The organism is Serratia sp. S4 (genome assembly GCF_000347995.1).
Taxonomy (GTDB): domain Bacteria; phylum Pseudomonadota; class Gammaproteobacteria; order Enterobacterales; family Enterobacteriaceae; genus Serratia; species Serratia quinivorans.
The window spans coordinates 911,133-936,366 of record NZ_KB661120.1; the positions used below are offsets into that span (position 1 = coordinate 911,133).

The 25,234-nt window shown below is 54.1% G+C and carries 22 protein-coding genes, 1 tRNA gene, 2 rRNA genes, 1 pseudogene and 1 other annotated feature; of the genes and pseudogenes, 9 read left to right on the forward strand and 17 right to left on the reverse strand.

The features are described 5' to 3' along the window. Positions 1–449: 449 nt before the first annotated feature. From SERS4_RS27425 to SERS4_RS0104900, 12 genes and pseudogenes are all read right to left on the reverse strand, one after another. Positions 450–971: pseudogene (locus tag SERS4_RS27425) on the reverse strand (phage tail protein I); the annotation flags it as partial. Next, positions 964–1,872 carry a baseplate assembly protein gene (locus SERS4_RS0104850; protein WP_012005312.1) on the reverse strand — a complete coding sequence of 303 codons (909 nt, stop codon included), beginning with the start codon at positions 1,870–1,872 and terminating at the stop codon, positions 964–966. The pseudogene SERS4_RS27425 and the gene SERS4_RS0104850, both read right to left, overlap by 8 nt. A gap of 4 nt (positions 1,873–1,876) precedes the next feature. Beyond that, entirely contained in the window at positions 1,877–2,227 is a 351-nt protein-coding gene (locus tag SERS4_RS0104855) for a GPW/gp25 family protein (protein WP_012005313.1), read from the reverse strand. Next, entirely contained in the window at positions 2,224–2,859 is a 636-nt protein-coding gene (locus SERS4_RS0104860; RefSeq protein WP_017891671.1) for a phage baseplate assembly protein V, read from the reverse strand. The genes SERS4_RS0104855 and SERS4_RS0104860 overlap by 4 nt, the downstream gene beginning before the upstream one ends. Positions 2,860–2,947: 88 nt before the next feature. Continuing rightward, complete coding sequence (locus SERS4_RS0104865; RefSeq protein WP_017891672.1) at positions 2,948–3,412, reverse strand: phage tail protein; 465 nt, start codon at positions 3,410–3,412, stop codon at positions 2,948–2,950. A gap of 39 nt (positions 3,413–3,451) precedes the next feature. After that, positions 3,452–3,964 (reverse strand): lysozyme, encoded by a 513-nt coding sequence (locus SERS4_RS0104870; RefSeq protein ID WP_017891673.1) that lies wholly within the window; start codon positions 3,962–3,964, stop codon positions 3,452–3,454. Further along, positions 3,948–4,166 (reverse strand): HP1 family phage holin, encoded by a 219-nt coding sequence (locus SERS4_RS0104875; RefSeq protein ID WP_012005317.1) that lies wholly within the window; start codon positions 4,164–4,166, stop codon positions 3,948–3,950. Before SERS4_RS0104875 ends, SERS4_RS0104870 begins: the two co-directional genes overlap by 17 nt. Positions 4,167–4,169: 3 nt before the next feature. Next, positions 4,170–4,373 (reverse strand): tail protein X, encoded by a 204-nt coding sequence (locus tag SERS4_RS0104880; RefSeq protein WP_017891674.1) that lies wholly within the window; start codon positions 4,371–4,373, stop codon positions 4,170–4,172. A 204-nt stretch (positions 4,374–4,577) separates the two neighbouring features. Continuing rightward, on the reverse strand, positions 4,578–4,772 hold the full coding sequence (locus SERS4_RS0104885) for a hypothetical protein (RefSeq protein ID WP_026142210.1): 195 nt from the start codon (positions 4,770–4,772) through the stop codon (positions 4,578–4,580). Positions 4,773–4,835: 63 nt separating this feature from the next. Then, on the reverse strand, positions 4,836–6,899 hold the full coding sequence (locus SERS4_RS0104890; RefSeq protein WP_017891676.1) for a replication endonuclease: 2,064 nt from the start codon (positions 6,897–6,899) through the stop codon (positions 4,836–4,838). Between the two features lie 4 nt (positions 6,900–6,903). Then, entirely contained in the window at positions 6,904–7,125 is a 222-nt protein-coding gene (locus SERS4_RS0104895) for a TraR/DksA C4-type zinc finger protein (protein WP_017891677.1), read from the reverse strand. A 74-nt stretch (positions 7,126–7,199) separates the two neighbouring features. Continuing rightward, positions 7,200–7,505, reverse strand: coding sequence for a hypothetical protein (locus SERS4_RS0104900; RefSeq protein ID WP_012005321.1), 306 nt, complete (start codon positions 7,503–7,505; stop codon positions 7,200–7,202). A 246-nt stretch (positions 7,506–7,751) separates the two neighbouring features. Between SERS4_RS0104900 and SERS4_RS0104905 the strand changes: the two genes are divergently transcribed. Next, positions 7,752–8,648, forward strand: coding sequence for a phage repressor protein CI (locus tag SERS4_RS0104905; protein WP_017891678.1), 897 nt, complete (start codon positions 7,752–7,754; stop codon positions 8,646–8,648). Between the two features lie 54 nt (positions 8,649–8,702). Here SERS4_RS0104905 and SERS4_RS0104910 read toward each other — a convergent pair whose 3' ends face one another. Continuing rightward, positions 8,703–9,467, reverse strand: a complete 765-nt coding sequence (locus tag SERS4_RS0104910) for a YdiY family protein (protein WP_012005323.1) — start codon at positions 9,465–9,467, stop codon at positions 8,703–8,705. Positions 9,468–10,050: 583 nt separating this feature from the next. Between SERS4_RS0104910 and SERS4_RS0104915 the strand changes: the two genes are divergently transcribed. Together SERS4_RS0104915 and tyrA are read left to right on the forward strand one after the other, a co-directional pair. After that, a complete protein-coding gene (locus SERS4_RS0104915; protein WP_017891679.1) occupies positions 10,051–11,124 on the forward strand; it encodes a 3-deoxy-7-phosphoheptulonate synthase in 1,074 nt (357 codons plus the stop codon). A 6-nt stretch (positions 11,125–11,130) separates the two neighbouring features. Continuing rightward, entirely contained in the window at positions 11,131–12,252 is a 1,122-nt protein-coding gene (gene tyrA, locus SERS4_RS0104920; RefSeq protein ID WP_012005325.1) for a bifunctional chorismate mutase/prephenate dehydrogenase, read from the forward strand. A 41-nt stretch (positions 12,253–12,293) separates the two neighbouring features. Here tyrA and pheA read toward each other — a convergent pair whose 3' ends face one another. From pheA to bamD, 4 genes are all read right to left on the reverse strand, one after another. Continuing rightward, positions 12,294–13,451 (reverse strand): bifunctional chorismate mutase/prephenate dehydratase, encoded by a 1,158-nt coding sequence (pheA, locus tag SERS4_RS0104925; RefSeq protein ID WP_012005326.1) that lies wholly within the window; start codon positions 13,449–13,451, stop codon positions 12,294–12,296. 42 nt (positions 13,452–13,493) lie between these two features. Next, positions 13,494–13,620 (reverse strand) — a sequence feature (Phe leader region). Further along, positions 13,572–13,619: a pheA operon leader peptide PheL gene (gene pheL / locus SERS4_RS27210; protein WP_198010413.1), complete on the reverse strand. Its 48-nt coding sequence runs from the start codon at positions 13,617–13,619 to the stop codon at positions 13,572–13,574. It overlaps the preceding feature by 48 nt. Positions 13,621–13,742: 122 nt before the next feature. Next, positions 13,743–14,084: a ribosome-associated translation inhibitor RaiA gene (gene raiA / locus SERS4_RS0104930; protein ID WP_012005327.1), complete on the reverse strand. Its 342-nt coding sequence runs from the start codon at positions 14,082–14,084 to the stop codon at positions 13,743–13,745. Positions 14,085–14,396: 312 nt separating this feature from the next. After that, the gene (gene bamD / locus SERS4_RS0104935; RefSeq protein WP_012005328.1) at positions 14,397–15,128 is read right to left on the reverse strand and encodes an outer membrane protein assembly factor BamD; all 732 of its coding nucleotides are present in this window, start codon (positions 15,126–15,128) and stop codon (positions 14,397–14,399) included. Positions 15,129–15,259: 131 nt separating this feature from the next. Between bamD and rluD the strand changes: the two genes are divergently transcribed. The 6 genes from rluD (at position 15,260) to SERS4_RS0104965 (ending at position 25,138) form a co-directional block, all read left to right on the forward strand. Next, on the forward strand, positions 15,260–16,237 hold the full coding sequence (rluD, locus tag SERS4_RS0104940) for a 23S rRNA pseudouridine(1911/1915/1917) synthase RluD (RefSeq protein ID WP_012005329.1): 978 nt from the start codon (positions 15,260–15,262) through the stop codon (positions 16,235–16,237). Next, positions 16,237–16,968 carry a purine nucleoside phosphorylase YfiH gene (yfiH, locus tag SERS4_RS0104945; protein ID WP_017891680.1) on the forward strand — a complete coding sequence of 244 codons (732 nt, stop codon included), beginning with the start codon at positions 16,237–16,239 and terminating at the stop codon, positions 16,966–16,968. Before rluD ends, yfiH begins: the two co-directional genes overlap by 1 nt. A gap of 130 nt (positions 16,969–17,098) precedes the next feature. Beyond that, the gene (clpB, locus tag SERS4_RS0104950) at positions 17,099–19,672 is read left to right on the forward strand and encodes an ATP-dependent chaperone ClpB (RefSeq protein WP_017891681.1); all 2,574 of its coding nucleotides are present in this window, start codon (positions 17,099–17,101) and stop codon (positions 19,670–19,672) included. 559 nt (positions 19,673–20,231) lie between these two features. After that, positions 20,232–21,774 (forward strand): 16S ribosomal RNA (locus SERS4_RS0104955). 143 nt (positions 21,775–21,917) lie between these two features. After that, a tRNA-Glu gene (locus SERS4_RS0104960) sits at positions 21,918–21,993 on the forward strand. A gap of 235 nt (positions 21,994–22,228) precedes the next feature. Beyond that, positions 22,229–25,138: ribosomal RNA gene (locus SERS4_RS0104965) — 23S ribosomal RNA — on the forward strand. The 16S and 23S rRNA genes sit together here with 1 tRNA gene alongside, the layout of an rRNA operon. The last annotated feature ends 96 nt before the right edge of the window (positions 25,139–25,234 follow it).

Below are 25,234 nucleotides of genomic sequence, written 5' to 3' on the forward strand. Positions count from 1 at the left end.
TTGCCTTTAATGAAGGTCATGGGGACGCCTTTGAAACCGCTGTGCGTCGGATCTTTACTGTCTACCGGCCAGTTGGCCGGCACCGGCTCCTTGGCGTTGACGATCCAGTTGGCTACCCAACGCTGAGGGGTTTTCGGGATGGGGGCGCCGTCGTAAAAATGAGTCACATAAGCATCGAAACAGGCAATGGCCTGATCCAGATACTTCTGTTGTTGGGTCGCCAAAAAGGCATGGGCATAGCCGAGAATTTGCAACGCCTGCCCCTCGGTGGTGGCATCATTGGGCAATCCCGCCATGCGTGAAAGCTCTCGTTCATGGCGTGAGTCGGCCAGAACATGTTCTGAGTTGAGAACAAAATGTTGTTGGGTCGAATCCAGGGTGGTACCGGTATTACGTTGTAAAAACTGATAGTGGCCCTCCAGCATTTGACGGGCGAACTCGACATAATCCGGATATACCGTGGTTATCTCGGCGTCGTAATGACCACCGGCCACCTCGATATTGCCTGCGGCCTCCAGGTTCAGCGCCAGGCCGGTCAAGTGGCGGCTGACCGGTTTGGCGTCGGCGATCATCCGTTCCATTTCCAGGTACATTTCTTCGGTGATGCCATTTTCCAGCACGCCGATATCCAGTGAAAAGGTGCCGGGTTCCGCGTTGGTTTCCCACCATTCACGCAGTTTTATCAGATAGCCCAAGGGCTCGACCACGCGGCGGATGGCGCCGATAGTGCCTTTATGGCGATGCACGAAGAAGGCAGAGGAGACGACGTTGCGTTTGGTTTCTTCCGTCCAGCCCTCATCCCAGTGATCGACCGAAAACGCCCAGGCCAGATACGGCAGCAGGTTGACCGGGCAGGTGGCCGGGTTCCACAACTCCCGCAGCGGTACCGGCATCGTGGCCAGCTCGGCGCAGGCGGCCGCCGCAGCGACCTCCAGCGGTGAAGAGCCGACCGGCAGCAGACGGTTACTCATCGGAGCCTCCGACGGTCAGAAGATAACTGGCGCAGTACGACGCCTGGGTTTTATCCAGCACGATATCGGCCTGCGGGCTTTTCAGTTCCACCCGTTGCACCCCTTCGGCGTGCAGAGCGGCGTAAATTGCCGACAGACGGATATCACGCCCCAGACGGTGTTGGGCGCTGATGTAGCTTTTTAACTTGGCTTCGGCGGCGCGGCGGATAGGTTCTGCTTCCGGACCAGGGTAGAGGTAGAGCAGCGCATCGATATTGTAATTGACGATAGTGGCGGAGCGGACGGTGACCCGATCCGCCACCGGGCGCACGTCTTCATCGTTTAGCGCTTTATCGACAATTGCCACCAGCTCGGCGCTGGCGGTGCCATCACCTTCACGCGACAGCACCGAAATCAGTACGTTGGCCGGGCTGGGACTGGTGGCGGAAACGTCGGCCACCCGGCCATCGGCGGAACGACCGTGGTATTCGTAGGAACCGCTGGAGCCGGCCACGCTCAGCCCTTCGAATGCCTGCTGGATGCGAACGCGGAAATCGCTGTCGGACTCCATAATCGCCGCTACCGGCGGAATGACCGTATTGTCAGGCTGCTGGACCACCAGGCGTTCAACCTGGAAGTTAGCGCCAAGCTGATCGAGATCGCTGCCACCGGCATAGCCGAGCATCACCGCCTGAGCGGCCTCATTGATGCGCTGGCGCAGGATCAGTTCGCGGTATGCGTTTTCCTGCAGCAGTTTGACGATCGGTTCCGACTCCAGCGTCAGCGTGCGTGCAATGGCTTCACGCTGTTCTTCCGGGTAAAGGGAAATCAGCGTGGCCTTGCGATCGGCCAGCAGCGACTCGTAGTCGAGGGGATCCACCACCGTGGGGGCGGGTAATAAGCTCAGGTCAATGGTTGCCATGGTGTCAGCTCACAGAAACAGAAAGAGAAAAGGTATCCGGCGTATCGATACGGTTGCCGGTAATGTCGACCACCATTTTTCCGTCGATGGTAGTGTTAAAGGTGATGCCACTAAGTTGAATGCGCGGCTCCCACTGCAGCAGCGCGCTGTAGCAGGCGGCCATAATCTGCAGCCGCAGCACGTCGTTTTGCGGCTGATCCAGCAGCTCGGACAGCAGCGAACCGTAATTGCGGCGCATGATGCGTGAGCCGATTGGGGTGATCAGAATGTCGCTCACTGACTGACGGATATGTTCAATGTCGGTGATCGCGCGGCCTGAGCCGCGATTCATGCCAAGATATTTCGCGTTATTCATGCTGGTTTATCCGTTTGGCCTCCGCCGTTTTGCACGCCGCCGTGGGTGTGGCTATGTACCACCACGCCGTTAGAACTGATGCTACCGCCGGAGTGGTTGAGATCGCCGGTCATCGAGCCGCCCTGCCGGATGGCGATGGTGCCGGTGGTTAATAGCTGGGTGCATTCCACCTCGGGGGCATCCAGCGTGATCTTGCTCGTTGCACGACAGGTGATGGCCGGTGCAGTGACGCTTACCTGCTCTGTGGCTTCAATGGTGGCGCTTTTGATCCCCATGACTTTCAGTGCCCCCTCTGCCGGTTCGTATTCGATTACCGCGCCGTCAGGGAAGGTGATGTGTGCCGCCTGAGCCGAGGTTGACGGCGCGGGATGGGCATCGGAAAAAATGCCGGGGAGCACGAAGGCGGTATCAAGCTCGCCCCCCAGCGACAGCACCAGTACCTGTTCGCCTACGCTGGGTGCCCACCAGCAGCGAGCGTCACCGGCTCGGCCGGTTAGCCAGTTAAGCCAGTCGGTGAGGTTGCCACCGGTGGCAACGCGACAGCGCCCGCGTTCGAGGTCGAGCTCACTGATGGTGCCGATGCGTATCAGGTTGCGCACCAGGCGCTGAATATCGAAGTTGTCTGTGTTCATTTGTTAAGAATGCCGCCGTATAAGGGGGGCGACAACGCGGCGGCGTTTAGCTGACGCCAGCACAACCGAAGCCGTCCCCAGGGTCAGTTTATGGCTGCTGAAATTGGCTGATCAGCTCGCCGTGCAGGTAAACACGGGTGAAGCGAATGACGTTTTCCGGCTCCGGCGGCTCGGCCAGAGGGGTGATATGCAGTGCACCTTCGCGCTGTTCTACCTGGATGCGCTCGGTCAATTGCAACTGAAGATCAAGCTGGCCGGCGGTGCTGACGTCGCGTTTAAAGGCAAAACCGTTTTTACGTTTATCCGGGTTGGCGAGAATGTCGGGCTGGTGACTGCGCAACCAGGCCAAGACAGTGACCATCACCAGGTCTTCTTCGGTTGTCTGGTCGCTCAGCGTCAGATTGAGCTGGTATTGGTATTCGAATGACAGCGAAGGGCCTAATGTCGAGACCACGCGGCCATTATCCAGGCTGATGCGTAGCTTATCGGGGTGCGTCTGTAGGTCTGGCAGAGCGGTGGTCAGCGCAGTACGCAACTGCTCGGGTTTTAGCATGATGTCTCTCCTTGAGTGGTTGAAGCGATGCAGCCAGGATCAGCGCTGAATACCCTGCAGGCACAGAGCACGTTCGGCATGACGACGGCGCTCCAGCCCCTGGCTTTTAACGCCCTTGACATAGATCCAGCGCGGTAGCTGATCGCAAGCCGCCTGCCATTGTTGGCGTTTGATAAAGGTGGCCAATGTGGAATTGCAGGCAGCGCTGACGCCAACGTTAAAGGCAAAGGCGCTGACTGCGTCGTAAACCGGCTGCGGCATCTCTACGGCCATGCAGCGTGCGATGCCGAGCTCGACGGTGCGGACATCCTCGATCAGATTGGCCGCTGCCTGACGTTCGTCGATGACGGAGCCGGATTTCACACCGGCGGTATGGCCGATGCCGTTGGTCCATATCCCGGCACTGCACTGGTAGGGGGAGAGTCTGCAGCCTTCGAAATCGGCAATCAGGCGCAATCCCTGTTCAGAGGTGTGCAGGGTATTGAACTGTGGCAGCAGGGCGGCGAGGGCCAGAATAGCCGCCACGCTGCAGCGTTTAGCGAGTGAGCTCATCGTAGACTCCGCGTTTCAGACCGTTTTTTTTTAACGATTTCAACAGCTGGTAACTTTTACGCCGGTAGTACCAATTCACTGCGAAAGTACCGACACCGACCGCAGCGCCGACCAAGAGGGCAATGTCCTGTGTGGAATGTCGCCCCATCCAGGCCAGACAGGCCGCCGTGAGGTAGGCAAGCGTTGAGGTGAGTTTTTCCATCGCTTAGTCCCACAGTTTGACGGTTTCTCGTTGAGCGGCCGCCGGCAGATCCGGCAGTTCTACCGGATGACCGTGGGGGAGTAGCGGGCCTGCCTCGGCCAGATCGCGATTAGCGAGATAGACCTGCTCTACCAGACGCTGAGTGCTGCTGTAATAGCGCCAGCAAATCGCGTCGATGGTGTCGCCTTGTTGTGCATAAATTTTCATCATTACGCTCCTGCGTGGGGGAAAATGCGGTAGGCGTGGAGGCCCTGGATATGCGCCAGTTTCCCGTAGCGGGCAGACGTCGGCAACGCGATGGGGTTGTGGATGGGCTGGCACAACCGAAGGGAGAAAATGCCGAACGCAGAAACGAAAACACCCGCCGGCGGCGGGTGTTGGAAAAGGGGGGGAGTGCAAGCTGGGACTGGTTTAACGAGAGTCTTGTCCGTCAGCCGGGTAAAATATTTCTTGATAATCATTGTCTGGCAACACCTGGCTGGCCAGATCCGAAATCAGCGACATGGCGATCAGAAATTCGGCGGCACTGCACTGCGCGGCCTGCGAAACATCGGCGATGAACTGGATGCGGGACAGTGTTAGCTGTTGTTTATCCATAATTTCCACTGTTCTTGCCCTCTCTTAAGTATACTGTTTATTTATACAGTATTAAGCAAAACGCTAAAGGCGTCAATGATTGGATTTATCATTTGTGCAGTAAAAATGGGCCCAGTCATTGATTAGCGGAAATTGTACAAGTTGTCCGTCAAAGCTGATTTTCCCTCCTCTTGCTAATACTTCCAACTGCCAGCGCTGCGGAACGATGCCTGTCTGCCGAAGATCGCGGGCAATAGTCAGGCAATACTGCTGTTGTGCTGGAGTCAGACGTGCGGAGGGCGCCGGTTTTGGGACGTTAAAGGAGGAGGATCCACAGTTATTGGCAGAACTCCAAGGTGTCGCAGGTTCGCGGTTTTTAGCGACGATGCGCCATTGTAGCGTACGGGTCCGGTACACCCGATCAGGGCCCAGATGGGGGACATAAATACCGACCACCTTTTGCACTCGTTCGTCATAGCTGTTCAGCGTGGGCGCATCATCACGCGCTACGCGCACCCACTGCCGGCTGCGCGGCACGTTAGCACCGCCCTGAGCATTGATATAACCGGCAAAATCTCCCGTATCGGCGGCGGCGCGTACGGCTTCGGTTCGCGCATCGAACTGCTGCGTCAGGCTTTGCCCACGAATGCGACGGCACTCGCGATATGCGCCTATGCTGGGCAAACCAAAAGGATGAAACTGCGGAATACGCCAGGTGCTGGCCCAGGCGCTGACGGCATTGGCGGTTTCACTCAGCGGGCTACCGGTCTCATGATCGAGTTCTTCCTCCAGTGCATAGCCATCGAGATTCTTGGCAATGTATTTGGCCATGTAAGCGGTCGCTCCCCCTCGATTCAGGTGCTTATACTGGAGACGATTCTCTTGCGCTCCGGGTTCCCCGGCATCTTGCTGCAGTGCATAACGAAGCAGAATATCGATCACCGGTTGACGGTGATTATTGGGAGTAAACAGCATCAGGTGCCAATGCGGTGTGCCGTCGTGATGCGGTTCCACCACGCGAACACCGTAGACCTGCAACTGGCGATCTTTGAAAGCAGTGCGCATTTTACTCCATTGTTTCACCAGGTAGCGTTGGCCGTCTTTGGGGGTAAAATCTTCGCAGTCCCAGCGGTGATTAAAGCGTGACTTACCGCGGTCGCCGGCAGTGCGCGTGGGATGAAAACGGGAAGGGATAGTCAGGGTGACAAACAGGCCGATGTGGCTGCTGCGCGCGGCGTAGGTTTCAATGCCTGCGAGGGTATTCATTAGCTCCATACGGCGGATCGCCGGGTTGGCAATGCTGCCGAGCACTTTCTCCATCAGATCGATACGCTCCCCGGTAACGGTATTTTCCAAATCGCAGCGGCGAAGATAATCCAGATTTGACTGGCGTCGCGCCTTCACGTCACGAATGGCCTGACGGCTGGCATAGGGTGATGTGTTGCGGCTGACGTTGCCAATGGCGATCAGCAGCGCTTCGCGCCACTGCATACGTTGCATCTTCAGGCGCCGCAGCCACCAACGATCGCTGGTCAGTCTCGACAGTGCCGCTACCGCGCGGTGGCTGTCCAGCAACCCCTTGCGATAACAGTACCAGTGCATGGGCTGAATATTGAAAGCGCGTGCCATACCGGCAATCTGGCCATACAACCGCGATTGAATTTCGTCCCGCAGCAGGACAGAAGAGTCTCCCGCATGCCTGGTCAGTAGGGTGTCGCTCTCGCTTTGATAAAGCGCCAGTAACTGGCCGGCGATACGTTTTGCCAACTGTTCCAGCGCCTTGTCACCCAACGTGGGCAAAGCATTATAGTTGTCGGACTCACTACCAAAGCGCATCGAGGCCTGCCGATTCAGAGCAAATTTATCATTCACTTGCTGAATACGCGGCCATATACGACGTTCGAAAACCAACACCAAATAGTGCCAGGCAGCCTTCGAACCTTGTTGACTCAACAGATGTTGGTGGCGCTCGGTAAACTGTATACGCAGATAATAAGGTAGAGAATTGACGCGCCGCAGCGCGGCTTGCCACTGGCGTAACCGATCGCGGTTTAGCGTGGGGTCGCGGCCAATGGCTGGCCGCGGGGCATTCCAGGGATAGGCACCTTCAAATGAGGCTGAAGGCGGGGGGCCAATAAGGCCGGGGGAAGCTGGCATCGTATTAACGCCGGATAAAGTGACGTTGCTGAGCCTCTGAGATCTCCTGGCAGGCCACGCAGCGGCTTACGCCGGGAATAGCGCGGCGTCGTACCTCCGGGATCTCCCCGTCACAGTCTGTGCAAAACTGCGCAGAGGCTTGGGTGACTACGGGCCTGGCGTGCGCGATTTGCTTTTCGAGCATCAGCGCCTGGCGTTCTTGCGCCATATCAATGGTGTCAGCCATGGTGTGTTCTCCAGATAGGGTAAATTTGGGCCGAACGACATCCGGCGGGTTGCACGCCAGAAGTTGCAGAACGGCTATTTTTTCTGATTCAGCAGGCAATCCTCTTCGCTGATATAGCGCGGCAGTGATTTGCCCAGTTCAATGAATGCATTGAGTGCAGCGACAATTTTCTGTCGCTGGGGATAACTCATCTCGTGGAACTGCAGCATCACGTGACGCTCGGTCAGGCCTGCATGAAAGCAGAGCGTGTGACGTAGATGCAGCGGTGCCGTGTTGTAGATCTCCTCGGCCTGATTTTTATATTGGGCGAATAGCGTGCGGCGGATTTCAGCGATACGCCGTAGGCCGATAGCCCGTTGCTCTTCACTCGCCAACAGCATGGCAACCTCCCTGGATGCTAAGTGATATATGGGCTTGCAAAAGCGAGGCTGATCTCGGTTCGGATCACCGTTACCCTGTGTGCAACGTGCCTGCTTACCGTTAACCAATGGCAGCATAACTTGCTATTGGACTACCGCGATGTTTGCATTTTCATCAATCATGTCGCATCATCTTAACTAAAGTGACATTGAAGCCGTTTGTGAAACTTTCTTGCGGCACTTTAGATCGCAAAATGCGACTTGTAAATGCAAATTTTGATTTTAATCGGTGATGATATGCGTGAAGAGACTGTGAACGATAACGCCTCAGTAGGCGCAGTGATTGAAAGGATCCTTTCATCTTATGGCGTTGGCACGCAGAAAGAGCTGAGTGAAATCCTGGGGATAGCTCCTAACAACATCAGCAGTTGGCAGCAACGTGGCAGTGTGCCTGGCTATGTGATCATCAGCTGCGCGCTGGCTACGGGCGCGGATTTGGCCTGGCTTATGACCGGGGAGCTTGCAAAAGCAAAAAACGAACGTAAACCGATTCAACCCGCGCAGGGAAAAGCGCTTTACGATCGGGTTCTGGCCTCTGGCGGTAAAGGTGTGCTGCGCCGCATCCTCGACGCCTATGGTTTCAGTCTGCAAAAAGAGCTGGGAGATTTACTGGGTATTTCGTCGGGCACCATGAGCACCTGGGTTCGTCGTAATTATTTCCCTGGGGATATCGTGGTGACTTGCGCTCTGGATACCGGCGTTTCTCTGTTGTGGCTGGCAACCGGACAGGGGGAAATGGGCAGTGGCAGCACGGTGGTGACGGTACCTACTGGCGGGCAAGCGCTGCCGAAATACCGGCTCGTCGCCGGGCAGTTGAAAGATGCGGGAGAATGGTTTGCGGACAGTTCGCTGATCCCGGCAGGGGTAGCGCAACCGGCCTACGTTGACGGCGGTCGGTTATCCTGGCTGGTGGATTTGGCAGTGACGCACATTGCCAATGGCCGTTGGCTGATCGATATCGACGGCAATATCGACGTCTATGATATTGCGCGTTTGCCGGGTAATCAGGTTCAGGTCAGTGGGGGAAATGCTGACTTCCAGTGCTCCACTGATGCGCTGAAAGCCTTGGGCATGGTCTGGTTGACTCTGACGCCTCAGGCATAAAAAAAGCCCATCGATGATGGGCTTGGTCGTATAAGAAATGCGGAACCGAAAAGATTACAGACCGTACACCAGGCTGATGGAAGTGGTGGTGTCGGTGTTCTTCGGTGCTGACGCTGGCGGCTTGCTGTTGTAAGTCACGTTATAAGCCAGACGCAGTGCGAACCTTTCGTTAATCGCGACGCTTAGCGCGGTTTCGGAGTTCAAGGTGGTTTCTTCGTTAGCCAGTGCGGAAACACCTTCGGAGAACTTGGTATTGTCGGTCAACTGATACGAATAGTTGGCTGCGCCGTAAGCCAGCGCTTTGGTGGAGCGACCACCGCCATGATATTCATCGTGACGTACGCCGGGACCAAATTCAACGCGCAGGTCGCTGAGCGGCCCGTTGAGGATTTGGCGACCATAACCGCCGGTCAGCGTGGAACGGGAGTCATAACCGTTGAAGCGGTCACTAAGCCAACTTGCCTGACCGAACAGGTAGTTGCGATCGGACAGGTTATAACGGGTACGACCACCGGCCTGATACTTTTCAGACGAGCGCACGTTAGAGGAGGTGGTGTTGTTGGCGGCTCCCCACAGGCTGTAGGCGGCATCGCTGTTGAACCAGGTCATGCTGGTGTTGGCCAGCAGGGTCGAGCTTTGTGAGTTACCAGACTGCGAGTTGTAGCCGGCCTGGACGTTGCCTTCAAACGGCTTTTTAGCGGTGGCCGGATCGTCCATCGCGGTGAAAAGCGTATTGTCGGCAAGGGCTGAAACACTGGTGAAAGTCGTTAAGCAGCTAATGAACAGCGGAATAGCGCGGCGAGCGCGTAAAGAGAGCATTTTGGATCCAGTTGTTAAGAGTGATTATAAGTGATGTCAGTCACATTATATCGGTTCGTCATGGCGACCAAAATAGCTACGATTAGCTTAAGTTTTTAATTTCTCATCCTTACTTATTCACTTTTCTTCTACTTAATTAACCCCTTCCTGCGGCATATCATGCTGAGTATCCTTAGCGTTTGGCTGGGTTTTGGCTAAGGTTGTCGCCGGGTGGCAACAGCGGGTGGGCAGCCGTGCTCGATAATCTGGATGAGACTGAGAGCTGTATCGCGGCCTGATGCATTGTTGTGGAAAACATGGTGTATATTTTAATTTACACTTTGTGGTGATGATTCCGATTCTTAAAGCTTAAAGGGGATATACGATAACCTTGATTGGGTTTGTTTATTTTTTTTGTAAATCATATGATTACTAGTTGTTTGTTGTCTCTTTTAATATGGATTTTCAAGAGGGTTTGTCAGTGGTAATTTTTTATTTACAGATATCGGATTGAAAACTTTACATCACATGGTATGGTAAGGACCTGAAACGCTCAAGGTTGTATTAACGCTTACGCATAACGGCAAACGACAGGAATAGCATCATGCAAAAAGACGCGCTCAATAACGTTCATATCAGTGCAGAACAAATTCTGATCACTCCGGAAGAACTGAAGAACCAGTTCCCGCTCAGCGCCAGCGATGAAAATGAAATCGCTACCGCGCGCAAAACCATCGCCGATATTTTGCAGGGGCGCGATCATCGCCTGCTGGTGGTGTGCGGACCCTGTTCTATCCACGACCCGGATGCTGCCCTGGATTACGCCCGTCATTTGAAAACCCTGTCGGCTGAATTGAGCGATCAGCTGTATATCGTTATGCGCGTCTATTTTGAAAAACCACGCACCACCGTTGGCTGGAAAGGCCTGATCAACGATCCGTACATGGACGGTTCGTTTGATGTTGAAGCCGGTTTGCACATCGCGCGTCGTCTGTTGCTGGATCTGGTAGGTATGGGTCTGCCGTTGGCCACCGAAGCCTTGGATCCGAACAGCCCGCAATACCTGGGTGACCTGTTCAGCTGGTCAGCGATTGGTGCGCGTACCACAGAATCGCAGACTCACCGCGAGATGGCTTCAGGCTTGTCGATGCCGGTGGGCTTCAAAAACGGCACCGACGGCAGCCTGGGGACGGCAATCAACGCGATGCGGGCCGCGGCGATGCCACACCGTTTTGTCGGCATCAACCAGGCAGGGCAAGTGTGCCTGCTGCAAACGCAGGGTAACCCGGATGGGCACGTGATCCTTCGCGGTGGTAAAACGCCGAACTACAGTGCCGAAGACGTTGCGGCCTGTGAAAAACAGATGCAGGACGCGGGACTCCACCCGTCCTTGATGATAGATTGCAGCCATGGCAACTCGAATAAAGACTATCGCCGTCAGCCGACGGTTGCCGAGTCCGTGGTAGAGCAGATTAAAGCGGGTAACCGTTCGATCACCGGCATCATGCTGGAAAGCCACCTGCACGAAGGCAGCCAGTCTTCTGAGCAACCGCGTGCAGATATGCGTTACGGGGTTTCTGTTACTGACGCCTGCATTAACTGGGAGAGTACCCAGACGCTGTTGCGCCATATGCACCAGGAACTCGGCACTGCGCTGACGGCACGTACTGGAGAGTAGTAAGTTATGGTGGCTGAACTGACCGCGTTGCGCGATCAAATCGACGAAGTGGATAAGGCGCTGCTGGAGCTGCTGGCGAAACGCCTGCAGCTGGTGGCAGAAGTGGGTGAGGTTAAGAGCCACCACGGGTTACCGGTGTATGTTCCCGAGCGTGAGGCGGCAATGTTGGCCTCACGGCGTCAAGAGGCAGAGAATCTGGGTGTACCGCCCGATCTGATTGAAGATGTACTGCGCCGGGTAATGCGCGAGTCTTATGTCAGCGAGAACGACAAAGGCTTTAAAACCCTGAACCCACAGCTGCGTCCGATTGTCATCATTGGCGGTAACGGCCAAATGGGACGGTTGTTTAATCGCCTGCTGACGCTGTCCGGCTACCAGGTCAAGGTATTGGATCAGCAAGACTGGCCGCAGGCCGATGCTTTGCTGGCAGACGCCGGAATGGTGATTGTCAGCGTGCCGATTCACGTGACCGAGCAGGTGATTGAAAGATTACCTCCGCTGCCGGCAGACTGTATCCTGGTCGATCTGGCGTCGGTAAAAAATCGCCCACTAAATGCCATGTTGGCAGCGCACTCTGGCCCGGTGGTGGGTCTGCATCCGATGTTTGGTCCGGACGTAGGCAGCGTGGCCAAGCAGGTGGTGGTCTATTGCGATGGCCGCGAGCCGCAAGCCTATCAATGGTTGCTGGAGCAACTGCAGGTATGGGGCGCGCGTTTGCACCGTATCAGCGCGGTTGAGCACGATCAGAATATGGCCTTCATTCAGGCGCTGCGCCATTTTGCCACTTTTGCCTATGGTCTGCATTTGGCGGAAGAAAACGTTCAGTTGGAACAGTTGCTGGCACTCTCTTCACCAATCTACCGGTTGGAGCTGGCAATGGTCGGGCGGCTGTTTGCGCAGGATCCGCAGTTGTACGCAGATATCATCATGTCGTCGGAAGAGAACATTGCGCTAATCAAACGTTACTATCAGCGTTTCGGCGAGGCGATCAAACTGCTGGAACAGGGTGATAAACAGGCGTTTATCCAGAGTTTCCAAAAGGTCGAGCATTGGTTTGGCGACTACGCGCAGCGTTTCCTGGTGGAAAGCCGTTCGTTGTTGCGTCAGGCGAACGACAGTCGACAGTAAAATATCTGGGTTCGGCAATGCCGAACCCTTTTTTATCTCATTCAGGATGGATTGACCGGCACCACGTTGTCGCTGGGGTAGCAGCCCAACACCTTCAGCGAGCGAGTTATCGGCGTCAGATCCCTCAATGCTTTCTGCATTGATTCAGAACGCAGGTTAGCCTGCACATCGATATAAAACATTTCCTCCCACGGATTGCCGTTAATCGGGCGAGATTCCAGTTTGGTCATGATGATACCGTTTTCGCGCAGCACCAGCAGCGCTTCAACCAGTGCACCAGACTGCTGCCCGGTGGCCATGATCAGCGTGGTTTTAGCCGGCACTTGCTCGGAGACGTCGATAGCCTTACGCGCCAGCACGATGAAGCGGGTGATGTTTTGCTGTTGATTGGCCAGATTGTGCTCCAGCACCTGCAGGCCATACAGTGCCCCGCCAGCTTCGCTGCCCAGCGCTGCGGCTTTTGGCGAGTTCAATTTGGCGACCTTTTCCATCGCTGCGGCAGTGCTTTCACAATATTCGATTTTCCAGTGTGGGTAGCGGTTAATGAACTGGCTGCATTGCTGGAACGGCTGCGGGTGGCTATACACGGTTTCAATCTGGGCAAGATCGGTATCGCTGGCTACCAGGACGCAGTGATCGATTGGGTTGGTCAGTTCGCCGACGATCGACAGGCTGGTGTGCTGCAGCAGATCGTAGACATCGTTAATCGAACCTGAGCTGGTATTTTCGATCGGCAGAATGGCGTAATCCGCCTGGCCGGTTTCGACCTGGGTAAATATGTCCTGGAATTTCTGGCAACCGCACTCGATCAACTGGTCGAAATGACGAGCAGCGTATTGGCGTGCGGCCAGGTGTGAATAAGAGCCTTTCGGGCCGAGGAAAGCGATGCGGGCTGAATGCTGACTGACTTGATTGAGTTGGTTTTGCAGTAACGACTGCTGGGTTAATACCGAGTCTTCGATAATTAGCTGGAACAGGCGAGTGACGTAGAACCCGTCCAGATCGTAGGGTTTGGCGGCGGCGATCAGGGCGTCCAGCAGGTCGCGCTCACGCTCTTTATCCCGAATAGGACGATGAGAGTGCAGCTTGGTTTTCCCTACCTCTACCGCCAGCTCACGGCGTTCTGCCAGCAGGGACAGCAGTTTCAGATCCAGTGCGCTGATGCGTTCGCGCAGCACGAGTAACGGGTTGTCAGTCATAATCAGCTTCTGCCTTATATTTTTTATACGTCGTAAATAGCCATAAAAAAAGCCCCCTGATTTCAGGAGGCTTTGCTGTTCGTCTTCGCATTCTTTATCACACGACGAAACGCCTCCCAATCAGGGGAAGGTAAAAAAGAATGCGAAGAAAAACGGTTTACGGAGCATGGGTTATCCAGAGTATGCGTGAGACAGGTTTTAAAGTAACCGCAGGCCTTTATCTCGTCAATAAAAAAACCAGACAAAAAACGCGCCCTCAGGCGCGTTTGATGTGAAACAGCCGCTAAACGGTTATTCCTGTTCCGGTTCGACTTCCGGAATGATGTCCTTCACGCTGGTCGCGGCACGGCGTGCTTCGCCTTTGTGCTGCACCTTATTCAACTGGCGTTCCAGCTTGGCGATCAGATCGTTAACGGCGGTGTACATGTCTTCATGTTTAGCGCTGGCGACCAGCGGGCCGTTAGGGGTAGTAATGGTGGCGTCGGCAACAAACCCTTTCGGTTCTTTGGATAAGACGATATGTGGGTTAATCAGTTGGGCCTGCCATTTTTCCAGTTTGGTGAGACGGTCTTCGACGTGACTGCGGATTGCGGGAGTGATATCCATTTGTTTGCTGGTAATGTTCAATGTCATATAACTTACCTCTCTGTCTTTCCGTCTTGGATGGATCCAGCATACCCCGCTTTTTGCTTAAATGCGTGATGAAAATCACGTATTTTTGTCACTTTTTGCAAAGTTAGTTCAATCTGTGATTCAGCATTTGAATTGGCTATCTAACGCTTGAGTCTTGTGAGCGGAACGCGCATTATTGAAAGGATAAGCGGTGGGGCAGACTTGCTAACATCGTGTTTTTGCTTGGGTATTTATCCAGTTCTGGCTAAGTTCGCAGCAAATGAAAACGGCAGCCAAGGCTGCCGTTTTGTTTTTCTGCCGTTGCCAATTCGGTTATGCCGGGTTGGCGGCAATCACTTTGGCCACTTTGTCGGCCTGACCGTTCAGTTGCAACTGCTTATACGCATTTTCCATCAGCGGCAGCGCGTCGCGCGTTGCTTTGGTATCCGGATATTCACGTAGCATCTGTTCGGCGCGATTAACGACCGCGACGTAGGCACCGCGTTTAGTGTAGTATTCCACCACCGAAAGCTCATACTTGGCCAGGCGGTCTTTCAGATACACCAGACGCTTGTTGGCATCGGTCACATACTGGCTGTTCGGGTACTGCTGAATCAGCTGGCTGAAATCGCGAAACGCAGCGCGAGCATGCTGTGGATCGCGGTCTGAACGATCGACCCCGAAGAAGCCTTGCAATGCACTGTCATCCAACGCCATATCGGTCAGACCACGCATGTACATCACGTAGTCGATGTTCGGGTGCGTAGGGTTCAGACGCATGAAACGATCGATAGACGCCTGAGCCAGTGGTAAATCGGCAGATTTGTAGTAGGCATAAATCAGGTCCAACTGAACCTGCTGAGAGTACGGCCCGAAAGGATAGCGGTTATCTAACGCTTCGAGTTGCGTAATCGCGCCCTTAAAGTTACCGTCCTGCAGTTTTTGCTGGGCAGTAGCATAGATTTCCGAAGGTGGGTTGTCGGGAACCGCATCCTTGGATGTGGAGCAACCTGCCAGCGCCAGGCTCAACGTGGCTGCCGCCACCAGATATTTCATACGCGTCATGACGTTTTGATTATCCTCAGGGTGTTATTCCGGGAGACTGTCCGTTAAGCTCCCGACAAAGACCAGTTACAATAGCACATTATATTAAACGGCATCGCCGTGAAAACCCAACGTTAACGAAGAAGCTGCATATGGCACAACAAGTACAACTCACCGCAACGGTGGCCGAATCTCAACTCGGACAACGTTTAGATCAGGCTTTGGCCGAATTGTTCCCTGATTATTCACGATCTCGCATAAAAGATTGGATCCTGGACAATCGGGTACAGGTTAATGGCAAAACGATAAACAAACCGAAAGAGAAGGTACTGGGGGGAGAGACGGTCGCCATTGATGCACAGATAGAAGAAGACGCCCGTTGGGAACCGCAGGACATCGCGCTGAATATCGTCTACGAAGACAGTGACATTCTGGTCATCAACAAGCCACGCGACCTGGTCGTGCACCCTGGCGCCGGCAACCCGGATGGCACGGTGCTCAATGCGTTGCTGCACTACTATCCTGAAATTGCCGATGTGCCGCGTGCCGGCATCGTGCACCGTCTGGACAAGGACACTACCGGTTTGATGGTCGTGGCCAAAACCGTTCCGGCGCAAACCCGACTGGTAGAAGCGCTGCAGGCGCGGGATATTACCCGTGAATATGAAGCGGTCGCCATTGGCACCATGACCGCCGGCGGTACTGTCGAAGAGCCAATTTCGCGCCATTCGACCAAGCGCACCCATATGGCAGTGCACCCGATGGGTAAACCCGCGGTGACGCATTACCGTATTATGGAGCACTTCCGTGCGCACACGCGCCTGCGTCTGCGTCTGGAAACCGGCCGTACTCACCAGATCCGTGTGCATATGTCACATATCAACCATCCGTTGGTGGGGGATCAGCTGTACGGTGGCCGTCCGCGTCCGCCAAAAGGTGCGTCGGATGCATTTATTGCCACGCTGCGCGGTTTCGATCGCCAGGCACTGCACGCTACCATGCTGCGTTTATATCATCCAATCAGCGGTATCCAGATGGAGTGGCACGCGCCGCTGCCTCAGGATATGGTCGATTTGATTAACGCGCTGAAAGCCGATACCGAAGAATTTAAAGATCAGATGAACTGGTAATGGATTCGCTTATCCTGCCCGATTGGCCGTTGCCTGCTGGGGTAAAAGCCTGCAGCACGACCCGTCACGGCGGCATCAGTTTACCGCCGTATGACTCGCTCAACCTCGGAACCCACGTGGGTGATGATGCGCGGGCGGTGGCGGATAACCGCCAACGGCTGGTGGAGGGTGCCGGCCTGCCGCAGATGCCAGTCTGGCTGGATCAAATCCATGGTACCCGTGTAGTGCGGCTGGATGGGCAAACGCCAGCCGACCTGCAAGCGGATGCCGTTTACAGTAATGTTCCGGGGCAAGTGTGTGCCGTGATGACGGCGGATTGCTTGCCGGTGCTGTTTTGCTCGCAGGCCGGTGATGAAGTTGCTGCAGCCCATGCCGGTTGGCGTGGGCTGTGCAATGGCGTGCTGGAACAAACTCTGGCTGCTTTTGCTGCTGAACCGGGTCGCATCAGCGCCTGGCTCGGCCCGGCGATTGGCCCGCAACAGTTTGAGGTAGGGCCAGAGGTCCGTGCGGCATTTATTGCTGTGGATGACGCAGCGGCGGCAGCATTCACCCCCCAGGGTGATAAATTCCTGGCCGATATCTATTTATTGGCTCGTCAGCGCCTGCAACGCGCAGGCATTCACGCCATCTACGGTGGCGATCGCTGCACGGTGAGCGAAATCAGTCATTTTTTCTCCTATCGTCGCGATGGAATAACCGGACGTCTGGCAAGTTTAATCTGGCTGATATAACCTATTGAATTAGGACGGTCCAAAGACGCATGATGTAGTACCGAAAATATACAGTCGAAATAACCTTGAATTTTTGAGGGATGACCTCATTTAATCTCCAGTAGCAATTTCGACCCATCTTGGAGGTGTTATGCGTCTGGATCGTCTTACTAACAAATTCCAGCTTGCCCTCGCCGATGCCCAATCTTTAGCCCTTGGGCGCGACAACCAGTTTATTGAACCGTTACATCTGATGAGCGCTCTGCTCAATCAGGACGGGGGCACGGTTCGTCCACTCTTAACTTCTGCCGGTATCGATGCAGGGCGCGTGCGCACTGAAATCGAACAGGCACTGTCTCGTCAGCCTCAAGTCGAAGGTACCGGTGGTGATGTTCAACCGTCCCATGAACTGGTGCGTGTCCTTAACCTGTGCGACAAGCTGGCGCAAAAGCGGGCGGACAAATTCATTTCTTCCGAACTCTTTGTACTGGCGGTGCTTGAGGATCGTGGAACATTGACCGATCTGTTGAAAGCGGCCGGTGCGACAACCGATAAAATCAGCAAGGCTATTGAGCAAATGCGAGGTGGAGACAGCGTGGAAGATCAGGGTGCTGAAGACCAACGTCAGGCATTGAAGAAATACACTATTGATCTGACCGAACGTGCCGAGCAGGGCAAGCTTGACCCGGTTATCGGCCGTGACGAAGAGATCCGTCGCACCATTCAGGTGCTGCAACGTCGTACCAAAAACAACCCGGTGTTGATCGGCGAGCCTGGCGTGGGTAAAACCGCCATCGTCGAAGGTTTGGCGCAACGCATCATTAATGGTGAAGTCCCGGAAGGCCTAAAGCATAAACGAGTGCTGTCCCTCGATATGGGGGCGCTGATTGCCGGGGCCAAGTACCGCGGTGAGTTTGAAGAGCGTCTGAAAGCGGTGCTGAGCGATCTGTCCAAACAGGAAGGCAGCGTCATTCTGTTTATTGATGAACTGCACACTATGGTCGGCGCGGGTAAAGCCGATGGCGCAATGGATGCCGGCAATATGTTGAAACCGGCGCTGGCACGTGGGGAACTGCACTGCGTCGGTGCCACCACGCTGGACGAATATCGCCAGTATATAGAGAAGGACGCGGCGCTCGAACGTCGTTTCCAGAAAGTCTATGTGGCGGAACCCAGCGTTGAAGACACCATCGCTATCCTGCGAGGCCTGAAAGAACGTTATGAACTGCATCACCATGTGCAGATCACTGACCCGGCGATTGTTGCGGCAGCGACCTTGTCACACCGCTATATCTCCGATCGTCAATTGCCGGATAAGGCTATTGACCTGATCGATGAGGCGGCGTCCAGCATCCGTATGCAGATGGACTCCAAGCCGGAATCGCTCGATCGTCTGGAGCGCCGCATTATTCAGCTTAAGCTGGAGCAACAGGCGCTGAGTAAAGAGTCGGACGACGCCAGCAAGAAACGTCTGGAAATGCTTAGCGGTGAGCTGGAGCAGAAAGAGCGTGAATATTCAGAGCTGGAAGAAGAGTGGAAAGCGGAAAAAGCCTCACTCTCCGGTACGCAGAATATCAAAGCGGAACTTGAGCAGGCCAAGATAACCCTGGAGCAGGCGCGCCGCGTCGGCGATCTGGGGCGGATGTCGGAACTGCAGTACGGCAAGATCCCAGAGTTGGAAAAACAGCTTGCTGCCGCCACGCTGGCCGAAGGCAAAACCATGAAGCTGTTGCGTAACCGGGTGACCGACGCAGAAATTGCCGAAGTGTTGGCGCGAGCTACCGGTATTCCTGTTGCCAGAATGCTGGAAGGCGAGCGTGACAAGCTGTTGCGCCTGGAGCAGGAGCTGCATTCTCGGGTGATTGGCCAGGATGAAGCCGTGAGCGCGGTATCTAACGCCATTCGCCGTAGCCGAGCTGGGCTTTCAGATCCAAACCGTCCAATCGGTTCGTTCCTGTTCCTCGGTCCGACCGGGGTGGGGAAAACCGAACTCTGTAAGGCGCTGGCCTCGTTCCTGTTCGACAGTGACGATGCCATGGTGCGTATCGATATGTCCGAGTTTATGGAAAAACATTCGGTATCGCGGCTGGTGGGTGCGCCTCCGGGCTATGTCGGGTATGAAGAGGGCGGTTATCTGACCGAGGCGGTACGTCGTCGACCTTATTCAGTGATCCTGCTGGATGAAGTTGAGAAGGCGCACCCGGATGTGTTCAACATTCTGCTGCAGGTCTTGGACGATGGGCGACTGACCGATGGTCAGGGACGTACCGTTGATTTCCGTAATACCGTGGTGATCATGACTTCTAACCTGGGGTCCGATCTGATCCAGGAACACTTCGGTCAGATGAACTATGCGCAGATGAAGGAATCGGTGATGGAAATGGTCACGCATCATTTCCGTCCGGAATTCATCAACCGTATAGATGAGGTGGTAGTGTTCCACCCACTCGGCCAGAAACACATTGCCGAGATCGCCAAGATTCAGTTGGCGCGTCTGTACAAACGTCTGGAAGAGCGTGGTTACGAAGTCACTATGACCGAACCGGCGTTGGAACTGCTGGGCAAAACTGGTTTCGACCCTGTATATGGTGCGCGTCCATTGAAACGCGCTATCCAGCAGGAGATCGAAAACCCATTGGCGCAGCAAATCCTTTCCGGCAAGTTGATTCCGGGCAAACCGGTGACGCTGGATGTAGAAGACGAACATATCGTCGCCAAACAGTAACGGCTATCTATAGTCATTGTGATAAAAGGGAGCGGGCGACCGCTCCCTTTTCTTTATCTGTTTTCATTGCTCTTAGAGAGTTTTCCGGGCTAACGGCCTTAAAACATCACTTTTCCGGCTAATAAATATCCTAAAAGACCTTTATTGGTTGTTATTTGGACGCTTGAAAAGTTTTTTGCATTTAGGGGTTGCGGCCTTCTGAGAACTCCCTATAATGCGCCTCCACTGACCGGGAACAACGACTCCTCTAACGAGAACCAAGTCGCCCAGTCGGAAAGAGAAAAGCGAAATAAACGCTTGACTCTTCGGGTGAAAAGCGTAATATACGCCACCTCGAGATAGCAAGCTACGGCGGCTAACTCACTGCTCTTTAACAATTTATCAGACAATCTGTGTGGGCACTCCACAAGGCGATATCCAGAACCTTCGGGTTCGAAAAAATATCAAGTCTTGAAGAGTGACCAAGCAATAAGTTGTTTCGTTGGCTTGTCCAACTGAACGACTATTACGAAAGTTAATTTTCGAGCATCGCTTCACGAGTTGAAGCAAATCAAGCTTTTAATTGAAGAGTTTGATCATGGCTCAGATTGAACGCTGGCGGCAGGCCTAACACATGCAAGTCGAGCGGTAGCACAAGAGAGCTTGCTCTCTGGGTGACGAGCGGCGGACGGGTGAGTAATGTCTGGGAAACTGCCTGATGGAGGGGGATAACTACTGGAAACGGTAGCTAATACCGCATAACGTCTTCGGACCAAAGTGGGGGACCTTCGGGCCTCACGCCATCAGATGTGCCCAGATGGGATTAGCTAGTAGGTGGGGTAATGGCTCACCTAGGCGACGATCCCTAGCTGGTCTGAGAGGATGACCAGCCACACTGGAACTGAGACACGGTCCAGACTCCTACGGGAGGCAGCAGTGGGGAATATTGCACAATGGGCGCAAGCCTGATGCAGCCATGCCGCGTGTGTGAAGAAGGCCTTCGGGTTGTAAAGCACTTTCAGCGAGGAGGAAGGGTAGTGTGTTAATAGCACATTGCATTGACGTTACTCGCAGAAGAAGCACCGGCTAACTCCGTGCCAGCAGCCGCGGTAATACGGAGGGTGCAAGCGTTAATCGGAATTACTGGGCGTAAAGCGCACGCAGGCGGTTTGTTAAGTCAGATGTGAAATCCCCGCGCTTAACGTGGGAACTGCATTTGAAACTGGCAAGCTAGAGTCTTGTAGAGGGGGGTAGAATTCCAGGTGTAGCGGTGAAATGCGTAGAGATCTGGAGGAATACCGGTGGCGAAGGCGGCCCCCTGGACAAAGACTGACGCTCAGGTGCGAAAGCGTGGGGAGCAAACAGGATTAGATACCCTGGTAGTCCACGCTGTAAACGATGTCGACTTGGAGGTTGTGCCCTTGAGGCGTGGCTTCCGGAGCTAACGCGTTAAGTCGACCGCCTGGGGAGTACGGCCGCAAGGTTAAAACTCAAATGAATTGACGGGGGCCCGCACAAGCGGTGGAGCATGTGGTTTAATTCGATGCAACGCGAAGAACCTTACCTACTCTTGACATCCAGAGAATTCGCTAGAGATAGCTTAGTGCCTTCGGGAACTCTGAGACAGGTGCTGCATGGCTGTCGTCAGCTCGTGTTGTGAAATGTTGGGTTAAGTCCCGCAACGAGCGCAACCCTTATCCTTTGTTGCCAGCGCGTAATGGCGGGAACTCAAAGGAGACTGCCGGTGATAAACCGGAGGAAGGTGGGGATGACGTCAAGTCATCATGGCCCTTACGAGTAGGGCTACACACGTGCTACAATGGCGTATACAAAGAGAAGCGAACTCGCGAGAGCCAGCGGACCTCATAAAGTACGTCGTAGTCCGGATCGGAGTCTGCAACTCGACTCCGTGAAGTCGGAATCGCTAGTAATCGTAGATCAGAATGCTACGGTGAATACGTTCCCGGGCCTTGTACACACCGCCCGTCACACCATGGGAGTGGGTTGCAAAAGAAGTAGGTAGCTTAACCTTCGGGAGGGCGCTTACCACTTTGTGATTCATGACTGGGGTGAAGTCGTAACAAGGTAACCGTAGGGGAACCTGCGGTTGGATCACCTCCTTACCTAATGATATTGATTGCGTGAAGTGCTCACACAGATTGTCTGATAGAAAAGTAATGAGCAAAAGCGCTACCTGTTGATGTAATGAGTCTCTGACTCATGCTGATACGAACCGATTAAGACGAGAGTCTAATCGGAATTTCGTGTCCCCATCGTCTAGAGGCCTAGGACACTGCCCTTTCACGGCTGTAACAGGGGTTCGAATCCCCTTGGGGACGCCATTCCGATAATGAGTGAAAGACATTATCACCGGTGCTTGCTGCACCGAAAACATCTTAAAGATGACTTTAACGAGTCGTGTTTAAGATATTGCTCTTTAACAATCTGGAACAAGCTGAAAATTGAAACATGACAGCTGAAACTTACTCCTCCGTAGAAGTACTGGAGTAAGGAGTACCCTGTCATAGAGTCTCTCAAATGTAGCAGCGCGAAAGTGGAAACACTTTTGGGTTGTGAGGTTAAGTGACTAAGCGTACACGGTGGATGCCTAGGCAGTCAGAGGCGATGAAGGGCGTGTTAATCTGCGATAAGCGTCGGTAAGGTGATATAAACCGTTATAACCGGCGATACCCGAATGGGGAAACCCAGTGCAATTCGTTGCACTATCATACGATGAATACATAGTCGTATGAGGCGAACCGGGGGAACTGAAACATCTAAGTACCCCGAGGAAAAGAAATCAACCGAGATTCCCCCAGTAGCGGCGAGCGAACGGGGAGGAGCCCAGAACCTGAATCAGTTCTTGTGTTAGTGGAAGCGTCTGGAAAGTCGCACAGTAAAGGGTGATAGTCCCGTACACTAAAATGCATTAATTGTGAGTTCGATGAGTAGGGCGGGACACGTGACATCCTGTCTGAATATGGGGGGACCATCCTCCAAGGCTAAATACTCCTGACTGACCGATAGTGAACCAGTACCGTGAGGGAAAGGCGAAAAGAACCCCGGCGAGGGGAGTGAAATAGAACCTGAAACCGTGTACGTACAAGCAGTGGGAGCCTACTAGTTGGGTGACTGCGTACCTTTTGTATAATGGGTCAGCGACTTATATTTTGTAGCAAGGTTAACCGTATAGGGGAGCCGTAGGGAAACCGAGTCTTAACTGGGCGAATAGTTGCAAGGTATAGACCCGAAACCCGGTGATCTAGCCATGGGCAGGTTGAAGGTTGGGTAACACTAACTGGAGGACCGAACCGACTAATGTTGAAAAATTAGCGGATGACTTGTGGCTGGGGGTGAAAGGCCAATCAAACCGGGAGATAGCTGGTTCTCCCCGAAAGCTATTTAGGTAGCGCCTCGTGAACTCATCTTCGGGGGTAGAGCACTGTTTCGGCTAGGGGGCCATCCCGGCTTACCAAACCGATGCAAACTCCGAATACCGAAGAATGTTATCACGGGAGACACACGGCGGGTGCTAACGTCCGTCGTGAAGAGGGAAACAACCCAGACCGCCAGCTAAGGTCCCAAAGTCATGGTTAAGTGGGAAACGATGTGGGAAGGCATAGACAGCCAGGATGTTGGCTTAGAAGCAGCCATCATTTAAAGAAAGCGTAATAGCTCACTGGTCGAGTCGGCCTGCGCGGAAGATGTAACGGGGGCTAAACCATGCACCGAAGCTGCGGCAGCGACGCTTAGGCGTTGTTGGGTAGGGGAGCGTTCTGTAAGCCGTTGAAGGTGGTCTGTGAGGATTGCTGGAGGTATCAGAAGTGCGAATGCTGACATAAGTAACGATAAAGCGGGTGAAAAACCCGCTCGCCGGAAGACCAAGGGTTCCTGTCCAACGTTAATCGGGGCAGGGTGAGTCGACCCCTAAGGCGAGGCCGAAAGGCGTAGTCGATGGGAAACAGGTTAATATTCCTGTACTCGGTGTTACTGCGAAGGGGGGACGGAGAAGGCTAGGCTAGCCGGGCGACGGTTGTCCCGGTTTAAGCGTGTAGGGGGAGTGACCTGGTAAATCCGGTTGCTTATTCAACCCTGAGGCGTGATGACGATGCACTACGGTGCAGAAGTAGTTGATGCCAAGCTTCCAGGAAAAGCCTCTAAGCATCAGGTAACACAGAATCGTACCCCAAACCGACACAGGTGGTCAGGTAGAGAATACCAAGGCGCTTGAGAGAACTCGGGTGAAGGAACTAGGCAAAATGGTGCCGTAACTTCGGGAGAAGGCACGCTGGCGCGTAGGTGAAGAGACTTGCTCTCGGAGCCGAAGCCAGTCGCAGATACCAGCTGGCTGCAACTGTTTAATAAAAACACAGCACTGTGCAAACACGAAAGTGGACGTATACGGTGTGACGCCTGCCCGGTGCTGGAAGGTTAATTGATGGGGTCAGCCGCAAGGCGAAGCTCTTGATCGAAGCCCCAGTAAACGGCGGCCGTAACTATAACGGTCCTAAGGTAGCGAAATTCCTTGTCGGGTAAGTTCCGACCTGCACGAATGGCGTAATGATGGCCAGGCTGTCTCCACCCGAGACTCAGTGAAATTGAACTCGCTGTGAAGATGCAGTGTACCCGCGGCAAGACGGAAAGACCCCGTGAACCTTTACTATAGCTTGACACTGAACATTGAGCCTTGATGTGTAGGATAGGTGGGAGGCTTTGAAGCGTGGACGCCAGTCTGCGTGGAGCCAACCTTGAAATACCACCCTTTAATGTTTGATGTTCTAACTCGGCCCCGTAATCCGGGGTGAGGACAGTGTCTGGTGGGTAGTTTGACTGGGGCGGTCTCCTCCCAAAGAGTAACGGAGGAGCACGAAGGTTAGCTAATCACGGTCGGACATCGTGAGGTTAGTGCAAAGGCATAAGCTAGCTTGACTGCGAGAGTGACGGCTCGAGCAGGTACGAAAGTAGGTCTTAGTGATCCGGTGGTTCTGAATGGAAGGGCCATCGCTCAACGGATAAAAGGTACTCCGGGGATAACAGGCTGATACCGCCCAAGAGTTCATATCGACGGCGGTGTTTGGCACCTCGATGTCGGCTCATCACATCCTGGGGCTGAAGTAGGTCCCAAGGGTATGGCTGTTCGCCATTTAAAGTGGTACGCGAGCTGGGTTTAGAACGTCGTGAGACAGTTCGGTCCCTATCTGCCGTGGGCGTTGGAAGATTGAGAGGGGTTGCTCCTAGTACGAGAGGACCGGAGTGAACGCACCACTGGTGTTCGGGTTGTCATGCCAATGGCATTGCCCGGTAGCTAAGTGCGGAAAAGATAAGCGCTGAAAGCATCTAAGCGCGAAACTTGCCTCGAGATGAGTCTTCCCTGGGAACTTGATTCCCCTGAAGGAACGTTTAAGACTAAGACGTTGATAGGCTGGGTGTGTAAGTGCAGCGATGCATTGAGCTAACCAGTACTAATGATCCGTGAGACTTAACCTTACAACACCAAAAGTGTTTTGATTTGAGAGATTTTCAGCGCGTTCCGAGATTGGTTCTGGTGGTCATGGAAATGACGGCTGGAATGAAACAGAATTT

Bases quoted from the DNA above. Each gene is read 5' to 3' on its own strand.
- SERS4_RS0104850 (WP_012005312.1), bottom strand. From the start codon at position 1,872: ATGGCAACCATTGACCTGAGCTTATTACCCGCCCCCACGGTGGTGGAT.
- SERS4_RS0104855 (WP_012005313.1), bottom strand. From the start codon at position 2,227: ATGAATAACGCGAAATATCTTGGCATGAATCGCGGCTCAGGCCGCGCG.
- SERS4_RS0104860 (WP_017891671.1), bottom strand. From the start codon at position 2,859: ATGAACACAGACAACTTCGATATTCAGCGCCTGGTGCGCAACCTGATA.
- SERS4_RS0104865 (WP_017891672.1), bottom strand. From the start codon at position 3,412: ATGCTAAAACCCGAGCAGTTGCGTACTGCGCTGACCACCGCTCTGCCA.
- SERS4_RS0104870 (WP_017891673.1), bottom strand. From the start codon at position 3,964: ATGAGCTCACTCGCTAAACGCTGCAGCGTGGCGGCTATTCTGGCCCTC.
- SERS4_RS0104875 (WP_012005317.1), bottom strand. From the start codon at position 4,166: ATGGAAAAACTCACCTCAACGCTTGCCTACCTCACGGCGGCCTGTCTG.
- SERS4_RS0104880 (WP_017891674.1), bottom strand. From the start codon at position 4,373: ATGAAAATTTATGCACAACAAGGCGACACCATCGACGCGATTTGCTGG.
- SERS4_RS0104890 (WP_017891676.1), bottom strand. From the start codon at position 6,899: ATGCCAGCTTCCCCCGGCCTTATTGGCCCCCCGCCTTCAGCCTCATTT.
- SERS4_RS0104895 (WP_017891677.1), bottom strand. From the start codon at position 7,125: ATGGCTGACACCATTGATATGGCGCAAGAACGCCAGGCGCTGATGCTC.
- SERS4_RS0104900 (WP_012005321.1), bottom strand. From the start codon at position 7,505: ATGCTGTTGGCGAGTGAAGAGCAACGGGCTATCGGCCTACGGCGTATC.
- SERS4_RS0104905 (WP_017891678.1), top strand. From the start codon at position 7,752: ATGCAAATTTTGATTTTAATCGGTGATGATATGCGTGAAGAGACTGTG.
- SERS4_RS0104910 (WP_012005323.1), bottom strand. From the start codon at position 9,467: ATGCTCTCTTTACGCGCTCGCCGCGCTATTCCGCTGTTCATTAGCTGC.
- SERS4_RS0104915 (WP_017891679.1), top strand. From the start codon at position 10,051: ATGCAAAAAGACGCGCTCAATAACGTTCATATCAGTGCAGAACAAATT.
- tyrA (WP_012005325.1), top strand. From the start codon at position 11,131: ATGGTGGCTGAACTGACCGCGTTGCGCGATCAAATCGACGAAGTGGAT.
- pheA (WP_012005326.1), bottom strand. From the start codon at position 13,451: ATGACTGACAACCCGTTACTCGTGCTGCGCGAACGCATCAGCGCACTG.
- raiA (WP_012005327.1), bottom strand. From the start codon at position 14,084: ATGACATTGAACATTACCAGCAAACAAATGGATATCACTCCCGCAATC.
- bamD (WP_012005328.1), bottom strand. From the start codon at position 15,128: ATGACGCGTATGAAATATCTGGTGGCGGCAGCCACGTTGAGCCTGGCG.
- rluD (WP_012005329.1), top strand. From the start codon at position 15,260: ATGGCACAACAAGTACAACTCACCGCAACGGTGGCCGAATCTCAACTC.
- yfiH (WP_017891680.1), top strand. From the start codon at position 16,237: ATGGATTCGCTTATCCTGCCCGATTGGCCGTTGCCTGCTGGGGTAAAA.
- clpB (WP_017891681.1), top strand. From the start codon at position 17,099: ATGCGTCTGGATCGTCTTACTAACAAATTCCAGCTTGCCCTCGCCGAT.